Source organism: Christiangramia qingdaonensis, assembly GCF_048381525.1.
In the GTDB taxonomy this organism is placed as follows: domain Bacteria; phylum Bacteroidota; class Bacteroidia; order Flavobacteriales; family Flavobacteriaceae; genus Christiangramia.
The window spans coordinates 1,123,048-1,147,931 of record NZ_JBLWIM010000012.1 but is presented as its reverse complement, the minus strand read 5'-3'; the positions used below and the strand labels follow the sequence as shown (position 1 = coordinate 1,147,931).

At 39.6% G+C, this 24,884-nt stretch carries 17 protein-coding genes; 5 read left to right on the top strand and 12 right to left on the bottom strand.

Annotated features, from left to right (window positions below; all coding sequences use genetic code 11):
- The 9 genes from bglX to ACNI3T_RS10195 form a co-directional block, all read right to left on the bottom strand.
- A partial coding sequence (gene bglX, locus ACNI3T_RS10235) for a beta-glucosidase BglX (RefSeq protein WP_418227704.1) occupies positions 1-2,263 on the bottom strand: 2,263 nt, incomplete at its 3' end.
- A 28-nt stretch (positions 2,264-2,291) separates the two neighbouring features.
- Complete coding sequence (locus ACNI3T_RS10230) at positions 2,292-4,106, bottom strand: family 43 glycosylhydrolase (protein ID WP_418227703.1); 1,815 nt, start codon at positions 4,104-4,106, stop codon at positions 2,292-2,294.
- A gap of 13 nt (positions 4,107-4,119) precedes the next feature.
- Positions 4,120-4,908 carry a carboxylesterase family protein gene (locus tag ACNI3T_RS10225; RefSeq protein ID WP_418227702.1) on the bottom strand — a complete coding sequence of 263 codons (789 nt, stop codon included), beginning with the start codon at positions 4,906-4,908 and terminating at the stop codon, positions 4,120-4,122.
- Positions 4,909-4,913: 5 nt separating this feature from the next.
- Positions 4,914-6,290, bottom strand: coding sequence for a glucoamylase family protein (locus tag ACNI3T_RS10220; RefSeq protein WP_418227701.1), 1,377 nt, complete (start codon positions 6,288-6,290; stop codon positions 4,914-4,916).
- A 27-nt stretch (positions 6,291-6,317) separates the two neighbouring features.
- Positions 6,318-7,667: a glucoamylase family protein gene (locus ACNI3T_RS10215; protein WP_418227700.1), complete on the bottom strand. Its 1,350-nt coding sequence runs from the start codon at positions 7,665-7,667 to the stop codon at positions 6,318-6,320.
- Positions 7,668-7,775: 108 nt separating this feature from the next.
- Positions 7,776-9,488, bottom strand: a complete 1,713-nt coding sequence (locus ACNI3T_RS10210) for a LamG-like jellyroll fold domain-containing protein (protein WP_418227699.1) — start codon at positions 9,486-9,488, stop codon at positions 7,776-7,778.
- A 7-nt stretch (positions 9,489-9,495) separates the two neighbouring features.
- Complete coding sequence (locus ACNI3T_RS10205) at positions 9,496-11,073, bottom strand: RagB/SusD family nutrient uptake outer membrane protein (RefSeq protein WP_418227698.1); 1,578 nt, start codon at positions 11,071-11,073, stop codon at positions 9,496-9,498.
- 10 nt (positions 11,074-11,083) lie between these two features.
- On the bottom strand, positions 11,084-14,092 hold the full coding sequence (locus tag ACNI3T_RS10200; protein WP_418227697.1) for a SusC/RagA family TonB-linked outer membrane protein: 3,009 nt from the start codon (positions 14,090-14,092) through the stop codon (positions 11,084-11,086).
- Positions 14,093-14,319: 227 nt separating this feature from the next.
- Positions 14,320-17,064: a helix-turn-helix and ligand-binding sensor domain-containing protein gene (locus tag ACNI3T_RS10195; RefSeq protein ID WP_418227696.1), complete on the bottom strand. Its 2,745-nt coding sequence runs from the start codon at positions 17,062-17,064 to the stop codon at positions 14,320-14,322.
- Positions 17,065-17,157: 93 nt separating this feature from the next.
- On the opposite strand from ACNI3T_RS10195, the gene ACNI3T_RS10190 reads away from it, so the two are divergent.
- The 5 genes from ACNI3T_RS10190 to ACNI3T_RS10170 all read left to right on the top strand — a co-directional run bounded on the left by ACNI3T_RS10190 (position 17,158) and on the right by ACNI3T_RS10170 (position 21,562).
- Positions 17,158-18,843 (top strand): sulfatase family protein, encoded by a 1,686-nt coding sequence (locus tag ACNI3T_RS10190; RefSeq protein ID WP_418227695.1) that lies wholly within the window; start codon positions 17,158-17,160, stop codon positions 18,841-18,843.
- Positions 18,844-18,921: 78 nt separating this feature from the next.
- Positions 18,922-20,181, top strand: coding sequence for a putative DNA modification/repair radical SAM protein (locus ACNI3T_RS10185; RefSeq protein WP_418227694.1), 1,260 nt, complete (start codon positions 18,922-18,924; stop codon positions 20,179-20,181).
- Complete coding sequence (locus tag ACNI3T_RS10180) at positions 20,181-20,957, top strand: TIGR03915 family putative DNA repair protein (RefSeq protein WP_418227693.1); 777 nt, start codon at positions 20,181-20,183, stop codon at positions 20,955-20,957. Before ACNI3T_RS10185 ends, ACNI3T_RS10180 begins: the two co-directional genes overlap by 1 nt.
- Before the next feature lie 47 nt (positions 20,958-21,004).
- A complete protein-coding gene (locus ACNI3T_RS10175; RefSeq protein WP_418227692.1) occupies positions 21,005-21,238 on the top strand; it encodes a hypothetical protein in 234 nt (77 codons plus the stop codon).
- Between the two features lie 75 nt (positions 21,239-21,313).
- Positions 21,314-21,562: a hypothetical protein gene (locus ACNI3T_RS10170; RefSeq protein ID WP_418227691.1), complete on the top strand. Its 249-nt coding sequence runs from the start codon at positions 21,314-21,316 to the stop codon at positions 21,560-21,562.
- A 26-nt stretch (positions 21,563-21,588) separates the two neighbouring features.
- Here ACNI3T_RS10170 and ACNI3T_RS10165 read toward each other — a convergent pair whose 3' ends face one another.
- From ACNI3T_RS10165 to queA, 3 genes are all read right to left on the bottom strand, one after another.
- Positions 21,589-22,566, bottom strand: coding sequence for a polyprenyl synthetase family protein (locus tag ACNI3T_RS10165; RefSeq protein ID WP_418227690.1), 978 nt, complete (start codon positions 22,564-22,566; stop codon positions 21,589-21,591).
- A gap of 46 nt (positions 22,567-22,612) precedes the next feature.
- Positions 22,613-23,656, bottom strand: a complete 1,044-nt coding sequence (gene rlmN, locus ACNI3T_RS10160; protein WP_295180542.1) for a dual-specificity RNA methyltransferase RlmN — start codon at positions 23,654-23,656, stop codon at positions 22,613-22,615.
- A 114-nt stretch (positions 23,657-23,770) separates the two neighbouring features.
- Positions 23,771-24,820: a tRNA preQ1(34) S-adenosylmethionine ribosyltransferase-isomerase QueA gene (gene queA / locus ACNI3T_RS10155; protein ID WP_418227885.1), complete on the bottom strand. Its 1,050-nt coding sequence runs from the start codon at positions 24,818-24,820 to the stop codon at positions 23,771-23,773.
- Positions 24,821-24,884: the final 64 nt, after the last annotated feature.

Sequence of the window (24,884 nt, the reverse complement as noted above, 5' to 3'; positions counted from 1 at the left end):
TTTTCAAAGTAAAGCTGCCCGCTGCTTCTATGGCTGAAGAACCTCCAATAAAAAATTCAAATTCTCCTGGCTCAGCAACAAATTCCAATTGGGCATTATAAAATTTCAAATCCTCTTCTGTAATCTTAAAAGTGACAGTTTTTGACTCACCCTTTTTCAAAGCGATCTTCTGAAAACCTTTTAGTTCTTTGACCGGTGGAGTTACGCTTCGAACTTTGTCATGTAAATAAAGTTGCACCACTTCCTCCCCATCAAAACCTCCGGTATTGGTGATCCTCGCACTTAATTCTATGGAACCATTTGAAGTGAGTTCGTTACTATTTGCCTTTATATTTTCATATTTAAAAGTCGTATAACTAAGCCCATGGCCAAATGGTATCAATGCTGAATTTTTCGTATCCAGGTAGTTGGTCTTGAATTTTGCAAAATCTTCAGAAGGTGCTGGTCTACCCGTCGTTTTTACTGAATAGTATACAGGAATCTGTCCTACATTTCGAGGCCAGGAAGCTGTGATCTTTCCGGATGGATTATAATCACCAAAGACAACATCGGCAATAGCATTTCCAGCTTCCACTCCTGGATGCCATACCTGCAAAATACTTACTGGTAATTCCATTTCTTCTGAAATATCCAGAGGTCTACCACTCATTAGCACTAAAACCATTGGCTTACCAATCTTAGCCAACTCACGGATCATTCTTTTCTGACTTTCAGGAATCTTAATATCTGTTCTGCTAGCAGCTTCTCCACTCATTTCTGTGGCTTCCCCGACAGCAGCTACGATCACATCTGCATTCCTGGCAGCATCCAGCGCTTCCTTCAGCATAGCTTCCGAAGACTTTTCTGAAATCATAATTCGTGGTCCAAAGACATTCACTTTTTTGGCAAAACTGGTATCATTTGAAATATTAGCCGCTTTTGCATACGAAATTGTAGCCTCTGGAGCTACATTTTTAAAGCCTTCTAATATTGAAACTGATAAGGAAGGATCTCCGGTTGGAGCCCAGGTTCCCAGCATATTATTTTTATTGTCTGCGAGTGGTCCCACCAGAGCGATCTTTGCCGATTTTGAAATTGGTAAAACATCCTCATGCTTTTTCAGTAGAACAAAAGAGCCTTTAGCAGCTTCTCTTGCCAGCGTTCGGTGTTCTTTAGTCAGAATATCGGTAGCCGGTCTGTTGCTGTCCAGATATTTGTAAGGATCTTCAAAAAGTCCCAGTTTATGTTTTGCTTCCAGGATCCTTCTGGCAGCGATGGTAATCTCTTCTTCGGATACTTTTCCTTCTGCAACAGATTTTCCGAGTGTAGTCAGAAATCCTTCTCCAACCATATCCATATCAAGACCTGCTTTTAAAGATAGGGCTGAAACGGCCTGCAGATCACCTAATCCATGAGCGATCATTTCGTTCACTGAAGTATAATCTGAAACCACAAATCCATCAAATCCCCATTTTTCTCTGAGTAGCTCGGTAAGCAACCACTTGTTCCCTGATGCCGGGATTCCGTCCACATCATTGAACGAACTCATAACACTGGCTGCTCCTGCATCTAGAGCGGCTTTATATGGTGCCAGGTATTCATTGAACATTCTAAGTCTGCTCATGTCCACCGTATTATAATCTCTTCCAGCTTCCGCAGCACCATAAAGTGCAAAATGTTTGACAGTAGAGATCATGGTATTTGGCAGAGCAAGATCTTCTCCCTGATAACCTTCTACCATCGCTTTCGCGATCTGGCTACCCAAGTAAGGATCTTCTCCTGCGCCTTCAGCAATTCTACCCCATCTTGGATCACGGGCTATATCCACCATTGGTGAAAAGTTCCAGTTGATCCCGTCTGCAGTAGCTTCTTTAGCTGCAACCTCGGCTGTCCTTTTAATTAATTCCATATCCCAGCTGGAAGCAGTTCCCAGCGGAATTGGAAAAGTCGTTTTATATCCATGGATGACATCTGAACCAATTAGCAGCGGGATCCCCAATCGTGTATCATTAACAGCATATTCCTGCGCCATTCTAATTTTATCTGGACCAGATACCCCAAAAAGACCTCCTACTTTTCCTTGCTTTATCTTATCCTCAACATTCTTACTAACTACGGCTCCTGTAGCTACTCCACCACCGGGTGTTACCAGGTTCAACTGACCAATTTTTTCCTCCAGGGTCATTTTTGCCAGAATCTCTTCCACTTCCGGGATTCTATCCTGTGCCTGCATGGATATTCCAAAAATGGCTACACATAATATGGATAAATAAGTTCTCTTCATTTCTTCTGATTTTCTAATTTGAATTCGGTTATTCTACAGTTATAAAATGGGTCTTTTCTGAAATTCCATTTTCATTGAAGGATTCAATAGAGAAGAAGTATTTTGTATCTCTATCCAGATTTCTCATAAAATGATCTGTTTTGCCATACACCAGCCAGGAATGATACAATTTATCTGGAGCTATTCCCCACCTGATATTGTATCCCTGAGCACCAACAACTTTCTTCCAGCTTAAACTGGCGTTACGTCTGTCATCCTCTCTATCAACTTTAAAATCCTTTACTTTTTTTGGTGCAGCTCCATAGCCTTTTCCAAATACTCTTATTTCTGAAAGTGCCAGGTTATTTCCCGGTACTTTGACATTTCGATATCTCACGTACTTCGCCTTCACGGGTTTATCTAAACGCAGGTACGCATTAGGAGCATCTTTCTGACTATTACTGCGATCTACGATCAGTTCCCAATTCTTTCCATCTTCGGAAGTTTCTATCGTAAACTGATGTTTTAATCCTTCAGTTCTGGTATAAATCCCTGACTCGTGATCATGAAAATTTAGCTGAAGTGCATAGATATCTCCGGGAGATTTCATTTCTAATTCTACCCATTGTTCCGCGTTATTACTTTCAGCAACCCAGTAAGATTTGGGACTTTCATCTGTAAGCAATTCCGTGGTAATTCTATTATTAGCATCCCTGCCTGCTTCGATTTCTTCAATATCAAACTCCCCGTCTGTAGACGTACTTTTTCGCACCTGTACCTTAGATGTTGAAACCGTGGTTTTGGCCTGGTAAGAAAGCAGCATCCATCCCGTATGTTCTCCTGGCTTTGTTGGATGATCTGGCGCTAAGAGGGGATAATCACCATAACTGGTATTGGAATGCATCAGTCCTTCTTTATCAAAATAGGTAGGAAACATCGCGAGTCTTCTTTCCCAGTGAGAATTGGACGCCAGCGCCATGGTAGAAAAATGCCAGTATTGTCCATTTGTCTGCTGCACTGTAATCCCATGTCCTGCGCCGTTGGTAAAACCTCCCGGTTTAAAACTCATAGGATTATTTTTCATGTATTTGAAGGGTCCTAATGGCGTTTCACCAACATAAGCTCCATCTGCATATACATTGAACTGCGTGCCGGGTGCAGCATATTGCAGGTAATATTTACCATTATGTTTGGTCATAGAAGCTCCTTCCATATAACCTTCTTTCAAAGTAGGATGAAAGTTATTCTCGCCAAACCGCTCCCATCCATGCTCCTCTTCTACCAGATTAAAAAGTTCCTTCTGATTGCCGATCTCCAGGAACCGATCGTTTTTATCCAGCATTTTAACCTTTAGAGGATGAACGTTCGAAGATCCCCAATACAGGTAGGTTTTGCCATCATCATCAATGAATAATTCTGAATCCTGAATATTATTAGAAATTGAAGCAACCGGTTCCCACTCACCTTTCTTAGGATCATCTGTATAAATAATGCTTCCGTAGCCTGCAGGATCACCAGCAAAATAGACCAGCGAATCTTTATAGTTGAAAGCCGTAGGAGCATTCGAACCTTCAAAATACCATTGCTTAGGTTTTATAAATTCCCAGTTTACCAGGTCTGTAGAATGCCAGTAGCCAAAAGAACGGGTTACGAACATAAAATATTCACCACGGTATTCGATCACCGCGGGATCTGCCCCAGAGCGATAAGAAATATTCTTACTGGAATTATAAACCATATAGGTATAATCGATATCTAATGGATTACAGTAGGTTTCAGGCATACTCTCCTGTGCTGTCAGAACACCTGAACACATTAGGATTGCACCTAAGATATATTGTTTAATTCCAATCATATTATTCATCAAATGAGGATGACTATTTTTTTTGATTCTGACTATGTGAGAATAGCCACTTCAGTAGATAGGGCTCTGAAAAGGCTGAATCCCAGCTATTATGATTATCCTCAGGATACAGGGAAAGTTTAGCATTCCCTCCATGATGATTTATCGCACGTGCCATCGCTTTGGAGTATTTTGGTAACACTACATCATCCTGTTCTCCATGGAAGATCCAGATATTAAAGTTTTCAGGATACTCAGCTGCGATCTCGGTATTTGCACCACCGCAAATGGCAAATGCTGCCGCGAACATTTCAGGTTTTTTAAATATGATCTCAAACGTCCCCATTCCACCCATACTCAATCCACCCACGTAGAAGCGATCACTATCTACGAATGATTTCTGCGCCATTTCATCCATTAATTCCATGACCATTTGCAAAGACGAGGTGCTTTCAACTTTATTTTTAAAATCGAATTCGAAGGGTTTAATATCTCTATTCACTTCAACTTTTGCCCAGTAATCATCTTTTGGTGCCTGCGGAAAGATGACAATAGCGGGAAATTGCTCTCTCACCGAATCTTTCAGAAAAAGATCACCGCCATGAACTAATTGGGATTTATTATCATCGCCGCGTTCTCCCGCACCGTGAAGCACTAAAACGACCGGATACTTTTCAGTTTCACTGAAGTCCTTCGGAAAAAGGATTCGGTAATTCAAAGTATCAGTTTCCGAAACAAACTGCTCTTTTTTATAATCTGAATCTTCCTGAGCAAAGCCTATCAAACTGAAAAAGCATACTAAAAGTGTTAATCTAAATTTCATATCTTCTATTTAGTAAATTGAAAATCAAGCTTTTTTAATCCTTCCTGAACTTCCGGAGCCTGCATGAAAAGATCCCAGATAAGTCCGCTTCGATAATTTTCGATCATTACTACCATTGGACCCTGATCTATGGCAAGGTATCTCTGGCTTACCCATGGCTCACCCTCCAGGCTATAAGCATCATAGAAACCAGCAGGCCCCCAGAGCAGGTCATTTTGATCCTCAAAGAAAAACCTCATCGCTGCCAGAGATTTTTCAGGAGTGTATGGAATAGAACTAATCGCTGCTGTAGGTGAAACCACATCACGATCATTATCTGGTGAATGTGCTGTGTAACCAGTAGAATTATCCTGATTTCGGGTATAACTTGCGGTTAATCCCCAGGAATTTTCAGCGTAAGTTTTAGAGCTATCAGCTTTTGAAAGAGCATACTCGTAGTTGATGAGTGTATGATTTACATTAAGATCCCAGTAATTTGCATACCTGTCGCTTAGACCTTTTGGATTCAGCCCCAAATACGAATAATGAGCCCAAAACAATGGACCTCCCATATTGCCACGAGTATTATGTTTTAAAATAAGAGGATAAGAGAAGGCTTCAACTCCTGTAGTGATCTTACCGCTTCGTGCCCAGCCATCGTGGTATGAACTGGCTTTAATCGCATGATCCGGACTGGACGCGGCCAGGATATAGGTGATAAGACATTCATTATAACCTTCGATCATAAAATCCATCTCCCATCCGTATTCTGGTGACCAATGCCAGTAAATACCATCCTTATCATTTGTATACCAGTTCCATTCGATACCTTTCCAGAGTTTATCAAATTTTGCCGCTACTGCTTTCTCCTCTGTAGTTCCATTTTTATAATACTCGCGCACCACGATAAAGCCCTGTGCTAAAAAAGAAGTTTCAACAATATCTCCACCATTATCTTTTTCCCCAAACGCCTGAATTTCTCCAGTTTCACCATTTAGCCAGTGAGACCAGGCACCATGAAATCTGGGAGTACTATCCAGGAAATCTGCGATCTTATTAAACCGTATCAATGCTGAATCCTTCGGAATAAAACCTCGTTCTACTCCGGCAACAAGCGCCATGAGTCCGAAACCAGTTCCACCCGTTGTAACCACATGCCTATCATCTTTTGGATAATTACCATCTGGATGAAAGCGTTCCCGGGCCATTCCACTATTTGGTTCTGCGAAATCCCAGAAATACTTCAGGGTCTGCTCTTGAACCGTGTCTAATAATTCAGCTTCTGTTAGTTTCGGCGAATTATTGCTTGCTTCCTCTGAAGTTTCAGTCTTATTCGTTACGTCCTTACAACCTATTAATAGAAAAAGGCTGAGACTTAGAATATATAAAGATCTATACAACATTCAATTACTTTAAAAATGATTCAGGATCTAGTAACTAAAACCCAGTTTATCCAGTCCTGCAGATATTTCAGGATTAGACATAAAAAGATCCCATAATAGTTGTGTTCTGTGGTTTTCTATCATCGCAATGACAGGCCCCTGGTCGATGGCCAGATAACCATCGGCATACCAGTCATATTCTTCAGAAAAAGCATCATAAAAGCCCATATTTCCCCAAAGATCATCTCTCAGTTCTTCGTAGAAGTATCGTAATGCTGCCATTGACTTTTCAGGAGTATAAGGAAAAGAGGATAATGCCGCAGTGGGAGTGATCACTCCCAGATCATTCGTAGGGCTATGAGCGGCATATCCATCTTTAGAATCTGAGGCTGTAAGGCCCCACGAATTCTGTCCGTAGCCTTCAAAATCCTTCGGATTCGTAACGGCATACTCGTAATTTATTAATGTATGTGCGGTATTCTGTTCCCAGTAATTAGCGTATTGATCTTCCAGGTTTCTTGGATCCAGACCAATAAAGGAATAATGACTGAAAAATAAAGGTCCGCCATAGGAAGGTCCAAGTGGCAGTCCAATGGAATAATGCTCACGGTTATTCACCATGTTCCCATTAGAAGCCCAGCCATTGGTATAAACTTCTTTATCTATAGAATGGGTAGGTGACGAGGCTGCAAGCACATATACGATTAAAGATTCATTCCAGCCGTTGATCTGCAGATCCTTTTGGAAAGCGAAATTTGGAGACCAGTGCCAGTACAGTGTATTTTCTTCTTTAGTATACCAATCCCATTCCACTGCTTCCCATAAACTTGTAATTCTAGCATCGATCTCATCGTTATCAAAATATTCACGACAAATAAGCAAACCCTGTATTAAGAATGCTGTTTCAACCAGATCTCCTCCATCATCAAATTCACCAAATGTTCTTGTTTGAGCGGTGTTTCCCATGTACCAGTGAGAAAATGCACCATGATACGTTGGCACCGTTTCCAGAAAATCAAGAATCTTTACTATACGATCCTGAGCTTCAGTCTTACTAATCCAGCCACGTTCAACTGCGACAGGAAAAGAGGCTAATCCAAATCCTGTACCACCAGTAGTTACGATATTAGGTGAATCACCACCATAAGCCTCATCCTGGGAACGCTCTCTTGCCATCCCGCTATTAGGTTCAGCAAAATCCCAGAAATATGTAAAGGTTTGTTCCTGAACTTTATCAAGAAGCTCCTCATCTGTGATCGAAGGAACTTCAGCCACGTCATCATCTGTTGGGTCTGGGTTATATGGTTCCTGATAACCTGGACCAGAGTCATCTGAACAAGCTGATATAAGCAGGATATTCAGAAAAAGAAAAACCGACGGAATTTTGATTTTGAGCATAATAAAGCTTTGATCTGGTTCAAAATTTTGAAATTTTAAATCAGAAATTAATGATTATGTGGATTTAAAGAAAGGCTTCGGAGTGGTACTCCGAAGCCTGTACACAAATTATTCCTGAGCCATCATGGATTCGATTTCACCTTCAGTAAGTACTTTATTGAAGAAGGTTAACTCGTCCATATAGCTGGTGTCGGCAAGGTGACCCCAGCCAGTAAATCTTGGAGCTCCAGACATGATAGAAAGAAAATCTGCTCCCGTCCAGTCGATTGGTGAAGCAAGGGTACCTGTATTTACGGCTTCACCGTTAAGATAGATCACGCTTTCCGTTTCTGAAATAGTGAAAGCTACATGCACCCACTCTCCAGCGGTTACGTCTACTACTCCACCATCATTCCAGCTTTCTCCTTCGCCGGTTCCAACGTTTAGTTTGATACGTTGCTCTTCAGCATTTCCTTCTCGAAATAATCTAAAACCTTTGGTACGGTTGTTCTGAGCATCAGGATTTTCTGAGTCTGCAGCAGCCATCGTTAAAATTCCAGCACGGTCGTTCGTTGCGTCTGCCTTGTACCAGAAAGTGGCACTAAACTGCGAGGATGTAAGTCCTTCCGTAGAAGCAGTTAAATAAGAGTCTGCGGCACCAGCATATGCATTCGATCCTACGGCAGCTTCACCGGCATAGCCTGGATTTCCTACCGTAGCGATATCACGATTACTCGCAGCATCCTGGTAAGAACCATCGAATGAAATTTTCAAAGTTTCAGAAGAAGCATTAATAAGGTTTGATATCTCATCCTGACTAAGCGCTTTGTCAAAAATCCTTAATTCATCAATTGCGCTGCTGTCATGCTTATGATCCCAGTAACTAAAGGTTTCGCCACCAGCACCAATAGTAAGTTGCTCAACTCCTGTCCAGTCGATTGGCGCAGCAAGATTCCCGGTATTCATTGCAACTCCGTTTAGATAAATGGTTGATTGAGACTCGGTCACCGTAAAGGCTACATGCACCCATTCTCCGGCATTTACATCAATAACTCCACCGTCATTCCAGCTTTCTGCTGCTCCGGTTCCTATATTCAGTTTAATTCTTTGCTCATCAGCACTTCCTTCTCTGAATAATCTGAATCCCTGAGTACGGTTTTCATCTGCTCCAGCTACAAGAATCCCTGCTCTGGATGGATCTCCACTAACTTTGTAATAAAAAGAAGCAGTAAACTCTGTTCCAACAGATCCATTAAATGGGAATTCCAACCATGAATCTGGTGATCCTGTGAAAGAATTGGAACCTCCAAAAGACTCTCCGGCAAAGCTAAGATTGCCAGTTACTTCTGAGCTTCTAAGCGTAATTAGGTCTACGTAATCACCATCGAAAGGCATATATAAATGCTCATTTTCGAATTTTGGTGTATACGGTGGTTCCTTACTAAAGTTCACCGTTTTAGATGTTACATTACCTTCAAGGTCTGTTGCTCTAACTGTGACAGTATGTTCTCCATTGGTTACATTATCAAATATAACTTCCCTGTTAACGATCCTGTAATCCATGAATTCACTCATGGTTGCGATCACATTGTCATTCACCAAGACTTCTACCATGGCTACTTCAATATCATCCTCAACTCCAAATTTGATAACGATACTGGAAACTTCATCCAGTACCTTGATCACATTACCATCTGCCGGAGATGATATAGTTACCTCTGGAGCTCCCTGATCTGGACCAGGATCAACTTCTGTGATTGGATCGATTCCATCATACTCACAAGATGTGATCGTGAAGAAAAATGATAGCAACCCAAGAAAATATATGCTGAATTTTTTCATTTTTAGACTAGTTTAATTGGTTCAAAATATCATTCATCACTGTATTCCTGTCAACTGCCGTAGCGTTTAGAGGTAAAGCGTCAACCTGAGCCTGTGGATAAGGCAAATATTCGTTTGCTGCAGAAAAGTTTCTGCCATCATAGCTCAGCTCATCATACTGGTCTAATCTAATAAGGTCATAATAACGTTTTCCCCATTCCATTGCCAGTTCAGCAAATTTCTCATCTAGTACATCCTGAGTTGTTACGCCGGAAATTGATGATATTCCTGCTCTTTCTCTTACCATGTTGACCGCTTCATCTGCTGAGATAGCTGAGGCTGAAGCACCCTGAGTTACGGCTTCCGCATACATTAATAAGATCTCAGCATAACGAATTACAATATTATTCTTCCCTGCACCATAGTCATTTCTACCATCAGTCAATTGTACTGAAGGTAGATAATGCTTTCCGCTGGCAAATAGTGCACGTGCGTAATCGTTGATCACATCACCAGATTCTGTAGTATTATCTATAAAACCTGGTACTCTTACACCGTTTGCCTCTAATGCAGCAATACCCCTGTCTGTAAATAGAACCGAAGTTTCGAGACGTCTTTCTTCTCCTCTGTTAATCATAAACTCGATCCACTTCATACTTGGCTCATAGAATCCCCAACCACTACTAGCATTTTCTCTTGCAGGTGTCCAGTTGGAAGGACCGAATGGTGCGTATAGATGATAAACTTCTCCTCCACTCTCCTGTCCAAAATCTGAATACTGCATCTCCAAAAGACTTTCATCACTCAGCTCTCCTGGTTTTTTGAATAGCTGATAGAAATCATTGTAAAGAGAGAATCCGCCGTTAGTGATGATCTCTCCTGTTGAAGTTGCGACTCCCTGGTAATCTTCCAATTCCTGGTAAGCCAATGCCTGTATAGCTAAGGCAGTATATCTGGTTACTCCACCAGGAATATCTGTTCTCTGGTTAGGTCTCATATCCGGCAGGTTTGGAATTGCTTCATCCATCTGGTCAACGATCCACTGCATAACTTCAGCTTTAGAAGCTGGTCCAGCTTCTACTTCACTAGCCGGTTGATTTGAAGTAATGATGAACACATCTTCCCAGGTTCTAGCCAGGTTCAAATGAAACCAGGCTCTTAGAACGCTGATCTCTGCGATATACTGATCTGCTTTTGCTCTATCATTACCTTCAGCAAATTCTTTAAACGATTCTACCTGAAGGATCGCAGTATTCATATTAACGATATCATTATAATGTACATTCCACAGAGAATTGTACATCCAGTAATCTTTATCGTACGTAAATTGATCTGTCGCAGAAAATGGCTGTTGATCACCTTCTCCTCCAGCATTCACATCATCTCCTCTCACTCCCAAAAGCAAAGGTTCTTCCCATCCCCTCGTTGAAAACTCATAATAAGCTCCAATCACGGGCTGGATCATATCACTGGTATTTGTATAATCTATATCGCCAGTATTTAGCTGACCTTCCCGCGTATCCAGCTTATCGCTACACGAAATTGCAGTAGCAAGGAAAAGCATAGAGAATACGCCAAGAATTACTGTTCTATCAATTCTTTTCATATCGTGTTTTTTAAATTTTAATGTTTAGTCCAATAGTATATACTGAAGGTATTGGATAGGTTTGTCTGTCTACTCCATTTGATACTTCAGGATCAAAACCATTGTAATCAAAGAAAGTGAAAGGTCTTTCTGCTGTAAAATACAACCTGGTTTCAGGTAATGATGGACTTTCAATAGTATATCCAAACTGGATATTCTGTATTCTGAAGAAATCTCCCTCTTCTACCCAGAAGTCGCTCAATTTCTGGTTCCACACCTTACGCAATCCTGCAGATGATGGATACGTATTACTTGTTCCTTCACCATGCCATCTGTTAATTGCAAGATCTGCATCCATGTTCGTATCATTTGTGAAGATGATCTCCCCTCGCTTACGGTTTAAGATCTCGTTCCCAACCTGTCCATAAAAACTTGTAGAGAAGTCCCAGTTCTTATAGTTGAATCCTATATTTCCACCAAATGTGAAATCTGGTAGAAACGATCCAAGAATAACTCTATCGGCATCATCAATGACCCCATCACCATTCTGATCCTTAAAAATAAGGTCTCCGGGAACAAGACCATTGTTCACAGCAATTGGATCTGCATCAATCTGGGCCTGATTCTGGTAAACCCCTGTTCTCTCATAACCATAAAAGGCGAAAAGAGGACCACCTTCCTGTGTTCTTTGACGAAATTCAGCTGAACCTGAATCAATATAACCACTTTCATTGGCAATTTCTAAAGCCTCATTGTTGATAGTGGTAAAGTTTGCACCAATCCTATAGCTAAAGTCATCGTTCACAGACTGGTTCCAGTTTACGGCCAATTCCAGACCTTCATTCCTGATAGTTCCTGAATTTTGATTCACACTTCGGTTAATGATAGGAATAAAAACCGGCAGTATGGCATCTTTAGTATCTCTAATGTAGTAATCTGCATCTATAGACAACCTGTTATCTAAAGCTTCAATATTAAGACCGAAGTTCTTTTCTTCGATTATTTCCCAGGTATTGTTAGAGAATACACTGGTAGAAGTTATTCCTGAAACCGGTTGTTCACCAAGGGCAGCAGTAATTACGGCAATGGTATTTGATCCATCACTGGCAGCAACATTATCATTACCCAGTTTCCCCCAGCTCGCTCTAAGCTTCAGAAAATCTACAACTCCGTTATCCTGCATAAATTCTTCTTCAGAAATTACCCAACCAGCTCCAACTGAAGGGAAATAACCCCATGGATCTTTGGTGAATTTCGAAGAACCATCTGCTCTAAAAGTTCCATATAGAAGATACTTATCATCAAAATTGTAGGCAATCCTTCCGAAGTAAGAGATCCCGTAATATCTTCTTCCAATTTCACTTACGTTATTATTGAAAGACTCATTATCTGCAAAATCCAGATACCAGCTTGACTCAAGTTTAATACCTGCGATATCGGTTCCTGTTGCAGAAAAACCATTACTAGCCTCATCACGATAAGAAGCACCAGCCATCACGGTAAGATCATGATCGCCAAACTCATTTTGATAAGTTAGGATATTATCCCAGTATTGATTTGAAAAAGTATTGTTTACTCTTGTAATACTTGATCTTCTTTCTACATTATTTCCTAAAGTATATGGAAGATCTACATAACGCTCTTCCAGTGCTGAATAGTTGTGACTATAGGTCGTTTTGAAATCAAGTAATTCAGGAATCACCTCATATTGAAAATATACACTGGCTAAAATCTTTCTAATCTTAAGCCTATTCTCATTAAAAGTAAGATCTGTAAATGGATTCTGCGTTCCACGGTAACCCAGGTTTTGAGCATTTGAATATGGAATTGGCTGCGCATCTGTATTCGTAGGATCAAGTACCGGCATAATTGGTACCGCGAAATATGATTTAAACCACGCTGCATTTTCGGGATCATATTTTGTAGCATTACTGAAAACCGTATTCACCCCGGCTTTAAAACGATCTGTAACGTCTACATCAATTTTAGATCTAAGGTTGAATCTCTCATATTCGTTTTTCATATCAAGAATCCCTTCCTGTCCGAAATAGTTGGCTCCCAAGGAGTAGGTTACTTTATCTGCTCCACCGGTGATTCCAATACTATGGTTTTGGATGATCCCATCACGAAGTACTTCTTCATACCAATCTGTATTTACGGCAGGTACATTAGGATTGATCCTGCTACGGCCATAACGTTCCATGGCATTTAATACAAATTGCACATCTGGAGCAGAGCCAGATTCGTACGCCATCGTAGTAAACTGCTCGGCATTTGCCATTTTCAGAACATTCTGAGCTCTTTGTATCCCGGTATAGCCATCGTACGCTATTTGTGGCTTTTGATTCTTCTTACCAGACTTGGTTTCAATGATTACTACCCCGTTAGCCGCTCTTACTCCATATATAGCGGAAGACGAAGCATCTTTTAGAATGTTTATTGACTTGATATCCTTTGTATTCAGGAAGTCGATATTGTCATATAGCGTACCGTCTACTACATAAAGTACATTCGTTGCATCCTGGTAAGTACCAAGACCTCTAATTCTTACTGTAGGTGAATCTCCCGGAGAGCCGGCACTTACTATTTGCACCCCAGAAACTTTACCTTGTAATGACTGCATCACGTTGGAAGTAGGAGTCTTTTCAATTTCTTCGGAATCTACTGAAACGATCGCTCCCGTAAGGTCTCTTTTCTTCTGAGTACCATATCCAACTACTACAACCTCGTCTAATTGACCAGCATCTTCTTCAAGATAGATATTATAATCATTACTAGAAGTGACCTGAACGGTTTGCTGTTTAAATCCTAAGAAAGTTACTCTGAATGTATCACCTTCTTCTACACCTTCGAGGCTGAAGTTACCATCGAAGTCTGTAACATCAAAAATATCTTTGTCTGTTACTTTAATTTCTGCACCTGGTAATGGAACACCACCTGTGTCTGTAATGATACCAGAAATGGTTTTTGTTTGCTGTGCGTGAGCGAGTATAGAACATACTCCAAAAATCACACAGGCTAATAGTAATTTTACCTTCATACTTGTTGGGTGTTTATGCTTATTTGAAGTCACAATATACATCCAAGCTCAAATTTTACGCAAACGTTATAGTACACATCTACTACTTCAAGTATGTTCTCAGTGCAACTATCTTGTTATCAATACTCTATAATAGTTTTGAAGTAATATGAAAGTAAATATTTTTCGTGTTGATGTAGTATTGTAGTACTTAAATTTTGTAATATTTATGACTATTTACTGATAATTTAGAAATTCTTTATCAGGAATTTTGTCAAATTCACATCACTTTCGAGCGCCATTTTCTTCCTTAAACGATACCTGTGAACCTCAACACCCCTGACAGAAATTCCCATTAACGGAGCAATTTCTTTTGAACTCAAGTTCATTTTTAAATATGAACATAACTTTAGATCCTTCCCAGATAATTTTGGATACTCCGAAAGTATATCCTTAAAGAAATCTTCATGAACTTCATTAAAGTTAGTTTCAAAGACTTTCCATTCATCTTTACTCTTAACCGCCGCATTGATTTTGTTCATAATATGTTTCATCCTGTACTGGTTGGAGAAGGAATTTTTATCCTTGGAAAGTTCATTTTGTATCTCCATAAGAACTTCATTCTTCTTTGCAGCCATCATGGTAGTATTAGCCAGTTCTTTTCTTTTCAGGTCAATTTCATGAACCAGGCGATCGTGTTCTATTCTAGCTAATCTTTCCTGGTGCTCATCTTCAAATTTTTCTTCCAGCTTCTGCTGATGTTTTCTCAGTTTTCTCTTGTTAATTAGAAAGACCACGGCGATAAGGGCCATAAACAGTAATACGTACAATGCTTTCATCCAGGCAGACAAATACCATGGAGGAGCGATTCCAAAGGAGTATTTCGCCAGAACCTTCTTGTTATCCTGCTCCCTTTCATGGATGATATCTAGCGCGTAATCACCATAGGAAAGATTTCTAAGATTCAACCAGCCGTCGCTACCTATTCTACCGCTATATTCTTCATCTCCCTTTAGTTTATAGGATAGCTCGTTCAAATTAAGATTTGGAGCTCCAACCTGTACGCTAATATTTCCTGATGTTCTGTACTTCAAGGTAGGTGAAGAACTAAGGTCGTAGTAACCATTATTGTCACCGAACTTTTTTATGAATGCCATCGATTCCCATTCTTCAGAATCAGTCCTTTTAAAGGCTGCAAAATCCAGCTTAGCGAAGCCATCATTTAGGGTTATATAATAAGTGGAGTCATTCAGTCTGGTCAAATTTTCATTAGCCTTTACCAGCCTGTTATCCAGCACACTTGCAGAAAGCCCGAGTGTATTCTTGTCGAAATCTGTAAATAGTATACTACCATTTTCTTCATTATTGAAGACGAAAAAATCGCTTGTATCCTGAAGCAACCTCAAACCTCTAAAGTCTTCGAATTCTTCAAATTCTTCAAAAGTCTCCTTGAATGGATTATACCTGTACCAGTTCTCGTTGACAAAGCAAATGATCTGGCCATTCAGTTTGAATAAGTTTACTCTGTAGTTATCAGTTTCCCCTAGTGCAGGAAGTTTCTGGACTTCTGTTTGTTGCAAATTATTATGTGTAATTCTGTACAAACCTTCGTAAGGATGGGCAGCCCATAGTACCTGATCATTCTCAAATACAATTTGCTTCACTGGAAAGTTCACTCCTTCCACTTCGCTTACTTCTCCAGTATTCTGATCGTAAATACTAATTCCCGTATACTCTCCCAGCAAATAAAGATTTTCACTACCGGGCACTTTCTCTATACAGAAACTACCCGTTCTTTTCTTAACCGGAATGAACTGATCCTTTTGTACCTGATAGATGCCTGTATTGTGATTCACAAAAAGTTGATCATCCAGAACTTCAAGATTCCAGACATGGTCCTGACTTCCTTCCAATAAACTCATCTTTCCATTCTGAAAAGTGTGTACACCGGTATTACTAGCCAGATATGTTTTGCCCTCAAACTCTTCAATATCATAAACAGCGCCTAGTTCACCAGAATGATCTGTAAAGAATTTTAAAGGTGAATCAAGATCAAGTTTATCTATTCCTTTGTCCAATGCCAGCCATAAATTCCCCTGATGATAGCTCATCCCTAAGACCGTGTTGTTTTGTAAACCTTCAATACGATTGTAAAACCGAAGTTCTTTAGTATCAAGATCGTATTCCGCTACGCCATTTTTGATTGTTCCAATAAGAACTTTTTCTTCTGAAACGCTCAGAATATGGTTAAGCTCAGATTCTGAAAGAAATTCATTCAGTTCTATGTCCTCGATCTTTGATAATTCCCCTTCAGAATAAATAAAAAGAGAATTTTTACTTCCTATATATAAGGTATTGTTTAGAGCGAATAATTCTACAATATTTAATCCTTCCAGGGCTGAAAGATCTCCTTCCAGTTCCAGCCTGGTATTATCATTCGTTAAATAAAATATTCCTTTGCTTCTTTCGGCAATTACCAACCGACCTTGAAAAACCTCCATTGCCGTGGAAATATGGTTCTGAACTTTTAAGATCTCATTATTCTCATATTTGAAAACACCTCCAAAAGATCTGAAGTAAATAGCTTCACCCAGGGATTCGATGCTCCAGAATTCATCACTCTGCAATTCCAGTCCGGTCATTAGTTTACTCAACGAGTGATAAACCATTTTACCCTTTTCATCGGTCTGCCAGTAACCAAATTCCCTGAAAGATCCTGTATATATTCTATCTCCTTTTGGAAATACCGATCGAATGATGGAGCCACTTTCAAGTTTATGTAATTCCCAGCTTAATCCATCAAATTCTAAGAGGCCCTGATTATTTGCAGCAAATACTACCCCGCGATCATCCACAGCAATATCCCAATTCTGGCTGGCAGCATCATATAAAGCAGGATTATAGTTTTGTATAGGTGGCAGTAATTCCTGAGAATAAGTAGCATTCAGAGTTAAACATATAATAATCAGTATTTTAAATATTTTATAAATCATTTCGTACAGGTAAATGTGCATGCTATGAGCAGGTGAAAATTAAACAATTCCTATAAAACTTTTGTATTTTTCCTCTATACAAAATCTATCTCAATGCTACATCGAAGCTTGCCTATTTACTTTCTAACTCTTTTAATCTCTATCTTTTTACAATCCTGCCAGGAAAAAACTTCTGAAGATGTGACTGCAGATAAAAAACCCAATATCATCTTTATCATGACAGATGATCACGCTGCTCAGGCTATAAGTGCCTATGGACATCCAGTAAGTCAATTGGCTCCCACTCCAAATATTGACCGGATTGCCAATAACGGAGCTCGCTTTTTGAATAATTTCTGCACGAATTCTATTTGTGGACCCAGCAGGGCTGTGATCCTAACTGGAAAATTTAGTCACATAAATGGTTTCAGAATGAATGGGGACATCTTCGATGGTTCTCAACCTACATTGCCAAAATATTTGAAAGGTGCAGGATATAATACTTCTATAGTCGGAAAATGGCATTTGCATGGTAAGCCAGAGGGTTTCGATCACTGGCAAATCCTCAATGACCAGGGAAATTATTACAACCCCGAGTTTATTACCAAAAATGACACCAGCGTTGTTGAAGGATATGCAACAGACCTCATTACCAATATGAGTATAGAGTGGTTACAGAACCGTGATTCCGAAGAGAAGAAAAAACCATTCTTCCTGATGGTTCATCATAAGGCTCCACATAGAAACTGGATGCCACCAATAAGGCACATCAATACCTACGATTCTACTCAATTTCCACTTCCAGAAAGTTTTTACAGTAAACATCAAAATCAGCTTGCCGCAAAGCACCAGTTACAAACTATTTATAATGACATGTATGAAGGGCATGATCTCAAAATGACCATTGAGAAAGGCAGTGATTCATTAAGACATAATCCGTGGAAAACAGATTTTGATAGAATGACAAAAGCTCAGCGTGCCGATTGGGATAAAGCCTACCGACCTAAAAATGACGCCTTTCATGAAGCTGATCTTAAAGGAAAGGATCTTGCGGAATGGAAAGGGCAAAGATATATGCGGGATTATATGGGAACTGTACAGGCAGTCGATGAAGGCGTTGGAAAAATCCTCGATTACCTGGATGCAGAAGGACTTACCGAGAACACCATTATCGTTTATACTACAGACCAGGGATTCTATTTGGGAGAGAAAGGTTTTTTTGATAAGCGTTTCATGTATGAAGAGTCATTAGCCATGCCTTTGCTTATACAATACCCTAAGGCGATTTCAAAAGGAACTGTCATCGACGCACTGACTCAAAATCTCGATTTCGCTCCAACCTTTTTGGATTACGCCGGCGCTGAAATTCCTGAAAAAATGCAGGGTAAATCTCTTATGCCTCTACTTTCAAATTCTGAAGAAAATAAGACCTTCAGAAATGCCATTTACTATCACTATTACGATTTCCCCGCTTTTCATATGGTTAAAAGGCACTACGGAATAAGAACGGACCGATATAAGCTGATCCATTTTTACGATGATATTGACGAATGGGAACTTTACGATCTTGAGACAGATCCAAAAGAGATGGAAAATCTATATGGTGATCAAAAGTATGCTGACATTCAGAAGAAACTACACTTAGAGTTAGAAAAACTTCAGAAGAATTACGAGGTGACCAAAGAGGAGTTCGCCACTACGCCAAATGCTCAGGTGAAAAAAGCCTATGAAAATTTTGCCCGTCTTGCTGATGAGGAGCCAGATTCTTATGAAGGGTATCAATATTTGAAAAAGAATTAATCTTTTGAGTTAATAGTTTATCGTTTAGGAGTCAGTATGGTTATGGAATATTTCCTATTTTTGGATAAATTCCTAATTATGGATTTCGATCGTATAAAAGAAAAATTAAATATCCTTGCCGATGCTGCTAAATATGATGTTTCATGTTCAAGCAGTGGATCCAAGCGAACCAATACTAAGAAAGGTTTGGGTGACTCATCAGGAATGGGTATTTGCCACTCTTATACACAAGATGGCCGGTGTGTCTCCTTATTGAAGATCCTTCTTACGAATCATTGCATATTCGATTGCGCTTATTGCGTTACCCGAAAATCCAATGATATTAAAAGAGCTGCTTTTAAAGTACAGGAAGTTGTAGATCTTACCATAAGCTTTTATCGTAGGAATTACATTGAAGGTCTTTTTTTAAGTTCTGGAATCTTTAAGAGTCCAGATCATACGATGGAAAGACTGATTCGGGTAGCCAAGAAGTTACGAGAAGAAGAGAACTTTAATGGCTATATACATCTCAAGAGCATTCCCGGAGCCAGTGATGAATTAATGCGAGAAGCTGGACTCTATGCGGACAGGCTAAGCGTAAATATTGAGATCCCAACAAAATCAGGTCTTAAACTACTTGCGCCCGAGAAAAAACATGAGGACTTCATGAAGCCAATGGAGAAGGTGAAGAATGAGATCATTCAGTACAAATCTGAATCGAAACTTATCAAAAGCACTCCTAAATACGCTCCTGCGGGTCAAAGTACCCAGATGATCGTTGGAGCTACCGGTGAAAGCGATCGGGATATCATGTACTCATCGGCATTCTTTTATAAAAATTATAATATGAAGCGGGTTTATTATTCTGGTTATGTTCCTATTAGTAATGATCCGCGGTTACCTGCATTAGGAACCCAGGTTCCAATGATGCGCGAAAACCGACTCTATCAAACAGATTGGTTGATGCGCTTCTATGGGTATGATGTTCGGGAACTTTTGAATAATGATTTCCAGCATCTTGAAATGGACATAGATCCTAAACTGAGTTATGCACTCCGTAACCGACATTTATTCCCTGTAGATATCAATAAAGTCGACAAACAGCTACTATTACGCGTTCCAGGAATTGGCTTAAAATCGGTAAGTAAAATTCTTCAGGCACGAAAATTTAGAAAATTAAACTGGGAACATCTTCGGAAGATCGGTATCTCTATGAATCGCGCTAAGTATTTCATTACCTGTGATGCCAGAGAAAAGGAACTTAAAGATGTAAGCAGTGAAAACTTAAAGCAATTAATTATTCAGAATTCCTTCAGTAAATATCGAAAGGAATTTAACCAGCAACTTAGTTTATTTTAATGAAAAGCGTTGTACTGAAATATGATGGCAGTTTTCCGGGTTTTTTGACCTGTGTCTTTAATGCTTATGAGCAAAAGCTGGAAGTTGCCGAGATCATTCCTGAAGGAGAAGATCAAAAACAACTCTTTAGTGATACTCTGGAAGTAATTACTGAAGATTTCAAGGTACAGAGAGTTTTAAAATCTTTGAAGAAAAAGTTGTCTTCAAATGGTTTTACGAGGTTATACTATTCCTTCCTGAGTGAAATTCCTGGGATCGAACTGAAGTTGTATGATATGATTCGATATGTCTATAGTTCTCAGGAGAAGGCAGAACTGGATTACTCTCATCCATCAGTGCTGGATATTTCCAAAGCAGCAAAACAGGTTGGACGCGAAAAGCATAGAATGGAGGCATTTATAAGATTCAGACTTACTAAAGATGACCTATATTTCGCGGTGATCGAACCAGACTTTAATGTTTTGCCTGTGATCACGGAGCATTTCAAAAGCAGGTATGCAGACCAGCGATGGTTGATTTATGATCTTAAGCGAAAACTGGGAGTGCATTATGATCTTCAAAAGGCAGAATATGTTTCGATGGAATTACCTGAAGATATAGGTATCTCAGGCGGAAATCCCGACTATTTTGCTGAAGGAGAAATCTACTTTCAGCATTTATGGAAAGAATATTTTGACTCCACAAACATCAAAAGTCGAGTAAATATGCGGCTTCACATACAACACGTTCCTAAAAGATATTGGAAATATTTAAGTGAAAAGAGTCCTTTTGCATAATAAAATTTTGTTTAAATTTGTGTCTTCAACTAATTAAACATTTTACAATGAAAAAATTTTTATTATTATTTGCAGTTGCATCAATGAGCCTTTCTATCTATTCTTGTAGAGAAACTACTGAAGAAAACATGGAAGAAGACATGGAGCAAGCAGGTGAAAACGTAGAAAACGAAATGGAAGAAGCTGGTCAGGAAGTAGAAGATGCTGCTGAGAACGCTGAAACCGAAATGGAAGAAGAAGTAGAAGGAACTGACGATATGAACGGTGATGATGATATGTAATCATTTTCTTTCTTAATATGATTAAAGCCATTCATTTGAATGGCTTTTTTTAGTTTAACCCTAAAATTATAAATAATGAAAAAGACTGTAATGATCCTGGCCTTAGCTGCAATGAGTATTTCTATGTATTCCTGCCGAGAAACAACCCAGGAAAAGACTGAAGAAGCAGCGGAAGCGATTGGAAATGATATTGAAGATGGTGCCAGAGAAGCTGGAGAAAAGATCGAGCGTGGAGCTAAGAAAGTTGGTGAAGAGATCGATGAAGAAATTCACGATACTGACGATGTAAATAATGAGGAAGAGACAGATGACACTGTCCAGTAATACAAAAAGCGGCACGATGTGTCGCTTTATTTCTTTCGTTCTATAACGTAATTTACCATTAATTCTAAACTATCCCGGTATTCAGATTCTGGGTAGTCCTGTAATAATAGAAGTGCTTCTTTCTGAAACTCTTTCATACGTTTAACTGCGTAGTCCAGTCCTCCATTAACCTTCACGAAATCAATCACATCTTTTACCCTTTTACGATCCTTATTGTGATTTTTGACAGAATTGATTAACCACTTCTGATCTTTTTCAGAAACAGTATTTAAGGTATAAATTAAGGGTAATGTCATTTTTTGCTCCTTTATATCAATTCCCGTAGGTTTCCCGATCTTCTCAGTACCATAATCAAAGAGGTCATCCTTGATCTGGAAGGCCATACCTATAAGCTCTCCAAATTTACGCATCTTTGCGACATCACCGCTGTCTGGCTTTACAGAAGCCGCACCAAGACTACAGCATGCTGCGATTAGCGTTGCAGTTTTCTGTCTTATAATATCATAATAAACTGCTTCGGTGATATCAAGTCTTCGGGCTTTCTCGATTTGCAACAGTTCACCTTCACTCATTTCGCGAACAGCTACAGAAATGATCTTCAGCAGATCGAAATCATTGTTATCAATGGAAAGTAATAAACCTTTACTCAACAAATAATCACCCACAAGAACGGCGATCTTATTTTTCCATAAAGCGTTTATACTGAAGAAACCTCTCCTTCTGTTGGAATCATCTACAACATCATCGTGTACGAGCGTGGCAGTATGTATTAGCTCAATTACAGAGGCGCCACGATAAGTTCTCTCGTTCACATTACCTTCAGAAACCATTTTGGCAACCAGGAATACGAACATGGGACGCATTTGCTTCCCTTTTCGGTTTACGATATAATGAGTGATCCTATTTAGAAGGGCTACTTTGGAAGACATGGATTCGAAGAACTTTTTTTCAAAAAGTTCCATCTCTTTTTCTACCGGTAGCTTTATTTGAGAGATGACCTTCATTAAGGCTGTAAATATAAGAGTTTTAAAGAGGTTTTATACTTTATCATTAAGCCGATTTATTCGCCAGCTGCCCACAGGCTGCATCAATATCCTTACCTCTTGAACGCCTCACCGTTACTGTAATATTGTTTCTTTCCAGCATTTGTTCGTACATTCTCGTAGCTTCCCCAGCTGCCTGCTGGAAATTACCATCATCAATTGGATTGTACTCAATAAGGTTCACTTTACATGGAACATACTTACAGAAACGCACCAGCGCCTGTGCATCTTCCCGGGTATCGTTAATATCTTTCCAGACAATATATTCGTAAGTAATCCGGCTTCCGGTTTTTGAATACCAGTATTCAAGAGATTCTCTAAGATCTTCCAGCGGGAAAGTTTCATTGAATGGCATGATCTGCGTCCGCACTTCGTTTCTAGCTGAATGTAGGGATACTGCCAGTTTGATCTTAGCTTCATCATCTGCCAGCTTCTTGATCATTTTAGGTACACCAGATGTCGATATTGTTATTCTTTTTGGCGACATGCCCAGACCTTCAGGAGAAGTGATCTTTTCAATAGACTTCATTACGTTATTGTAATTCATCAAAGGCTCACCCATCCCCATGAATACGATATTGGACAAAGGTCGGTCAAAGTATAACCTGCTTTCATTATCGATTGCAACCACCTGATCGTAAATCTCATCTGGATTGAGGTTACGCATACGTTTTAACTTGGCAGTGGCACAAAACTGGCAGTCAAGACTACAACCTACCTGTGAAGAAACACAAGCCGTAGTCCTCGTTTTTGTTGGGATCAATACAGATTCTACTGTAAGAGAATCATGTAATTTTACCGCATTTTTTATCGTACCATCGCTGCTACGCTGCATACGATCCACACGAATATGATTGATCACAAAGTTCTCATCCAGCATTTGCCGGGTAGACTTAGAGAGGTTTGTCATATCCTCAAAAGAATGCGCTGCTTTACTCCAAAGCCATTCATAAACCTGAGTTCCACGAAAGGATTTATCTCCCTGTGACACAAAAAACTCCTGCAATTGCTGCTTGGTTAATGCCCGTATATCTTTTTTCCTGTCTTTCACGCTGCTAAATTACAAAGTTATTACCGAAGCTTCAGTCTTTTACCAGACAATAGCTTACAAAAAAGGCCATAAACCGAAATCGGATTATGGCCTTAAAAATTTATTTTATTCTTATTATATGATCAGCATTGCATCACCATAAGTATAGAATCTGTATTTTTCTTTTACTGCTTCTTCGTAAGCCTTTTTCATAAAGTCATGACCGGCAAAGGCAGACACCATCATCAACAACGTAGATTTTGGCGTATGGAAATTAGTGATCATACAGTTTGCAATATTGAAATCGTATGGAGGAAAGATGAACTTGTTAGTCCATCCACCAAATTCGTTTAAAGTCTGGTCTGAAGACACAGCACTCTCAAGCACCCTCATTACAGTTGTACCAACGGCACAAACTCTACGCTTATCGCGTTTCGCCTGGTTGATGACATCTGTAGCGTTCTTCTCAATAAAAGCTTCTTCACTATCCATCTTATGTTTGGAAAGATCTTCAACTTCCACCGGGCTAAATGTTCCCAGCCCAACGTGAAGTGTAACCTCAGCAAAATCAACACCTTTGATCTCCAAACGTTTAAGTAAGTGCTTGGAAAAGTGAAGTCCTGCAGTAGGAGCTGCAACTGCACCTTCGTTTTTGGCGTAGATCGTCTGGTATCTTTCTTCATCTTCAGGCTCTACTTCTCTCTTTATATACTTCGGAAGAGGAGTTTGCCCAAGTTCCTTTAATTTCTGTCTGAAATCACTGTATGATCCATCATAAAGGAAACGAAGCGTTCTACCTCTTGAAGTTGTATTATCAATTACTTCAGCAACAAGACTTTCGTCTTCGCCGAAGTATAATTTGTTACCAATTCTTATTTTTCTTGCAGGATCAACAAGTACGTCCCACAATTTTGTTTCAGGATTCAGTTCTCTAAGAAGGAAAACTTCAATTCTGGCCCCGGTTTTCTCTTTATTTCCGAAGAGCCGCGCAGGAAAAACTTTCGTATTATTTAGAACCATCACATCTTCCGGCTCGAAATAATCAATTATATCTTTAAATTTTTTATGTTCAATCGTCTGCTCCTTACGGTTTAGAACCATTAGCCTTGCTTCATCCCTGTTTTCAGAAGGATATTCAGCCAAAAGTTCCTGAGGCAGTTCAAAATTGAAATTAGAAAGTTTCATTCCCATAGTTCCTGTTTTAAAAGCTGCAAATATACAATCTCAACATAGGCGTTGTCAAGTAAAT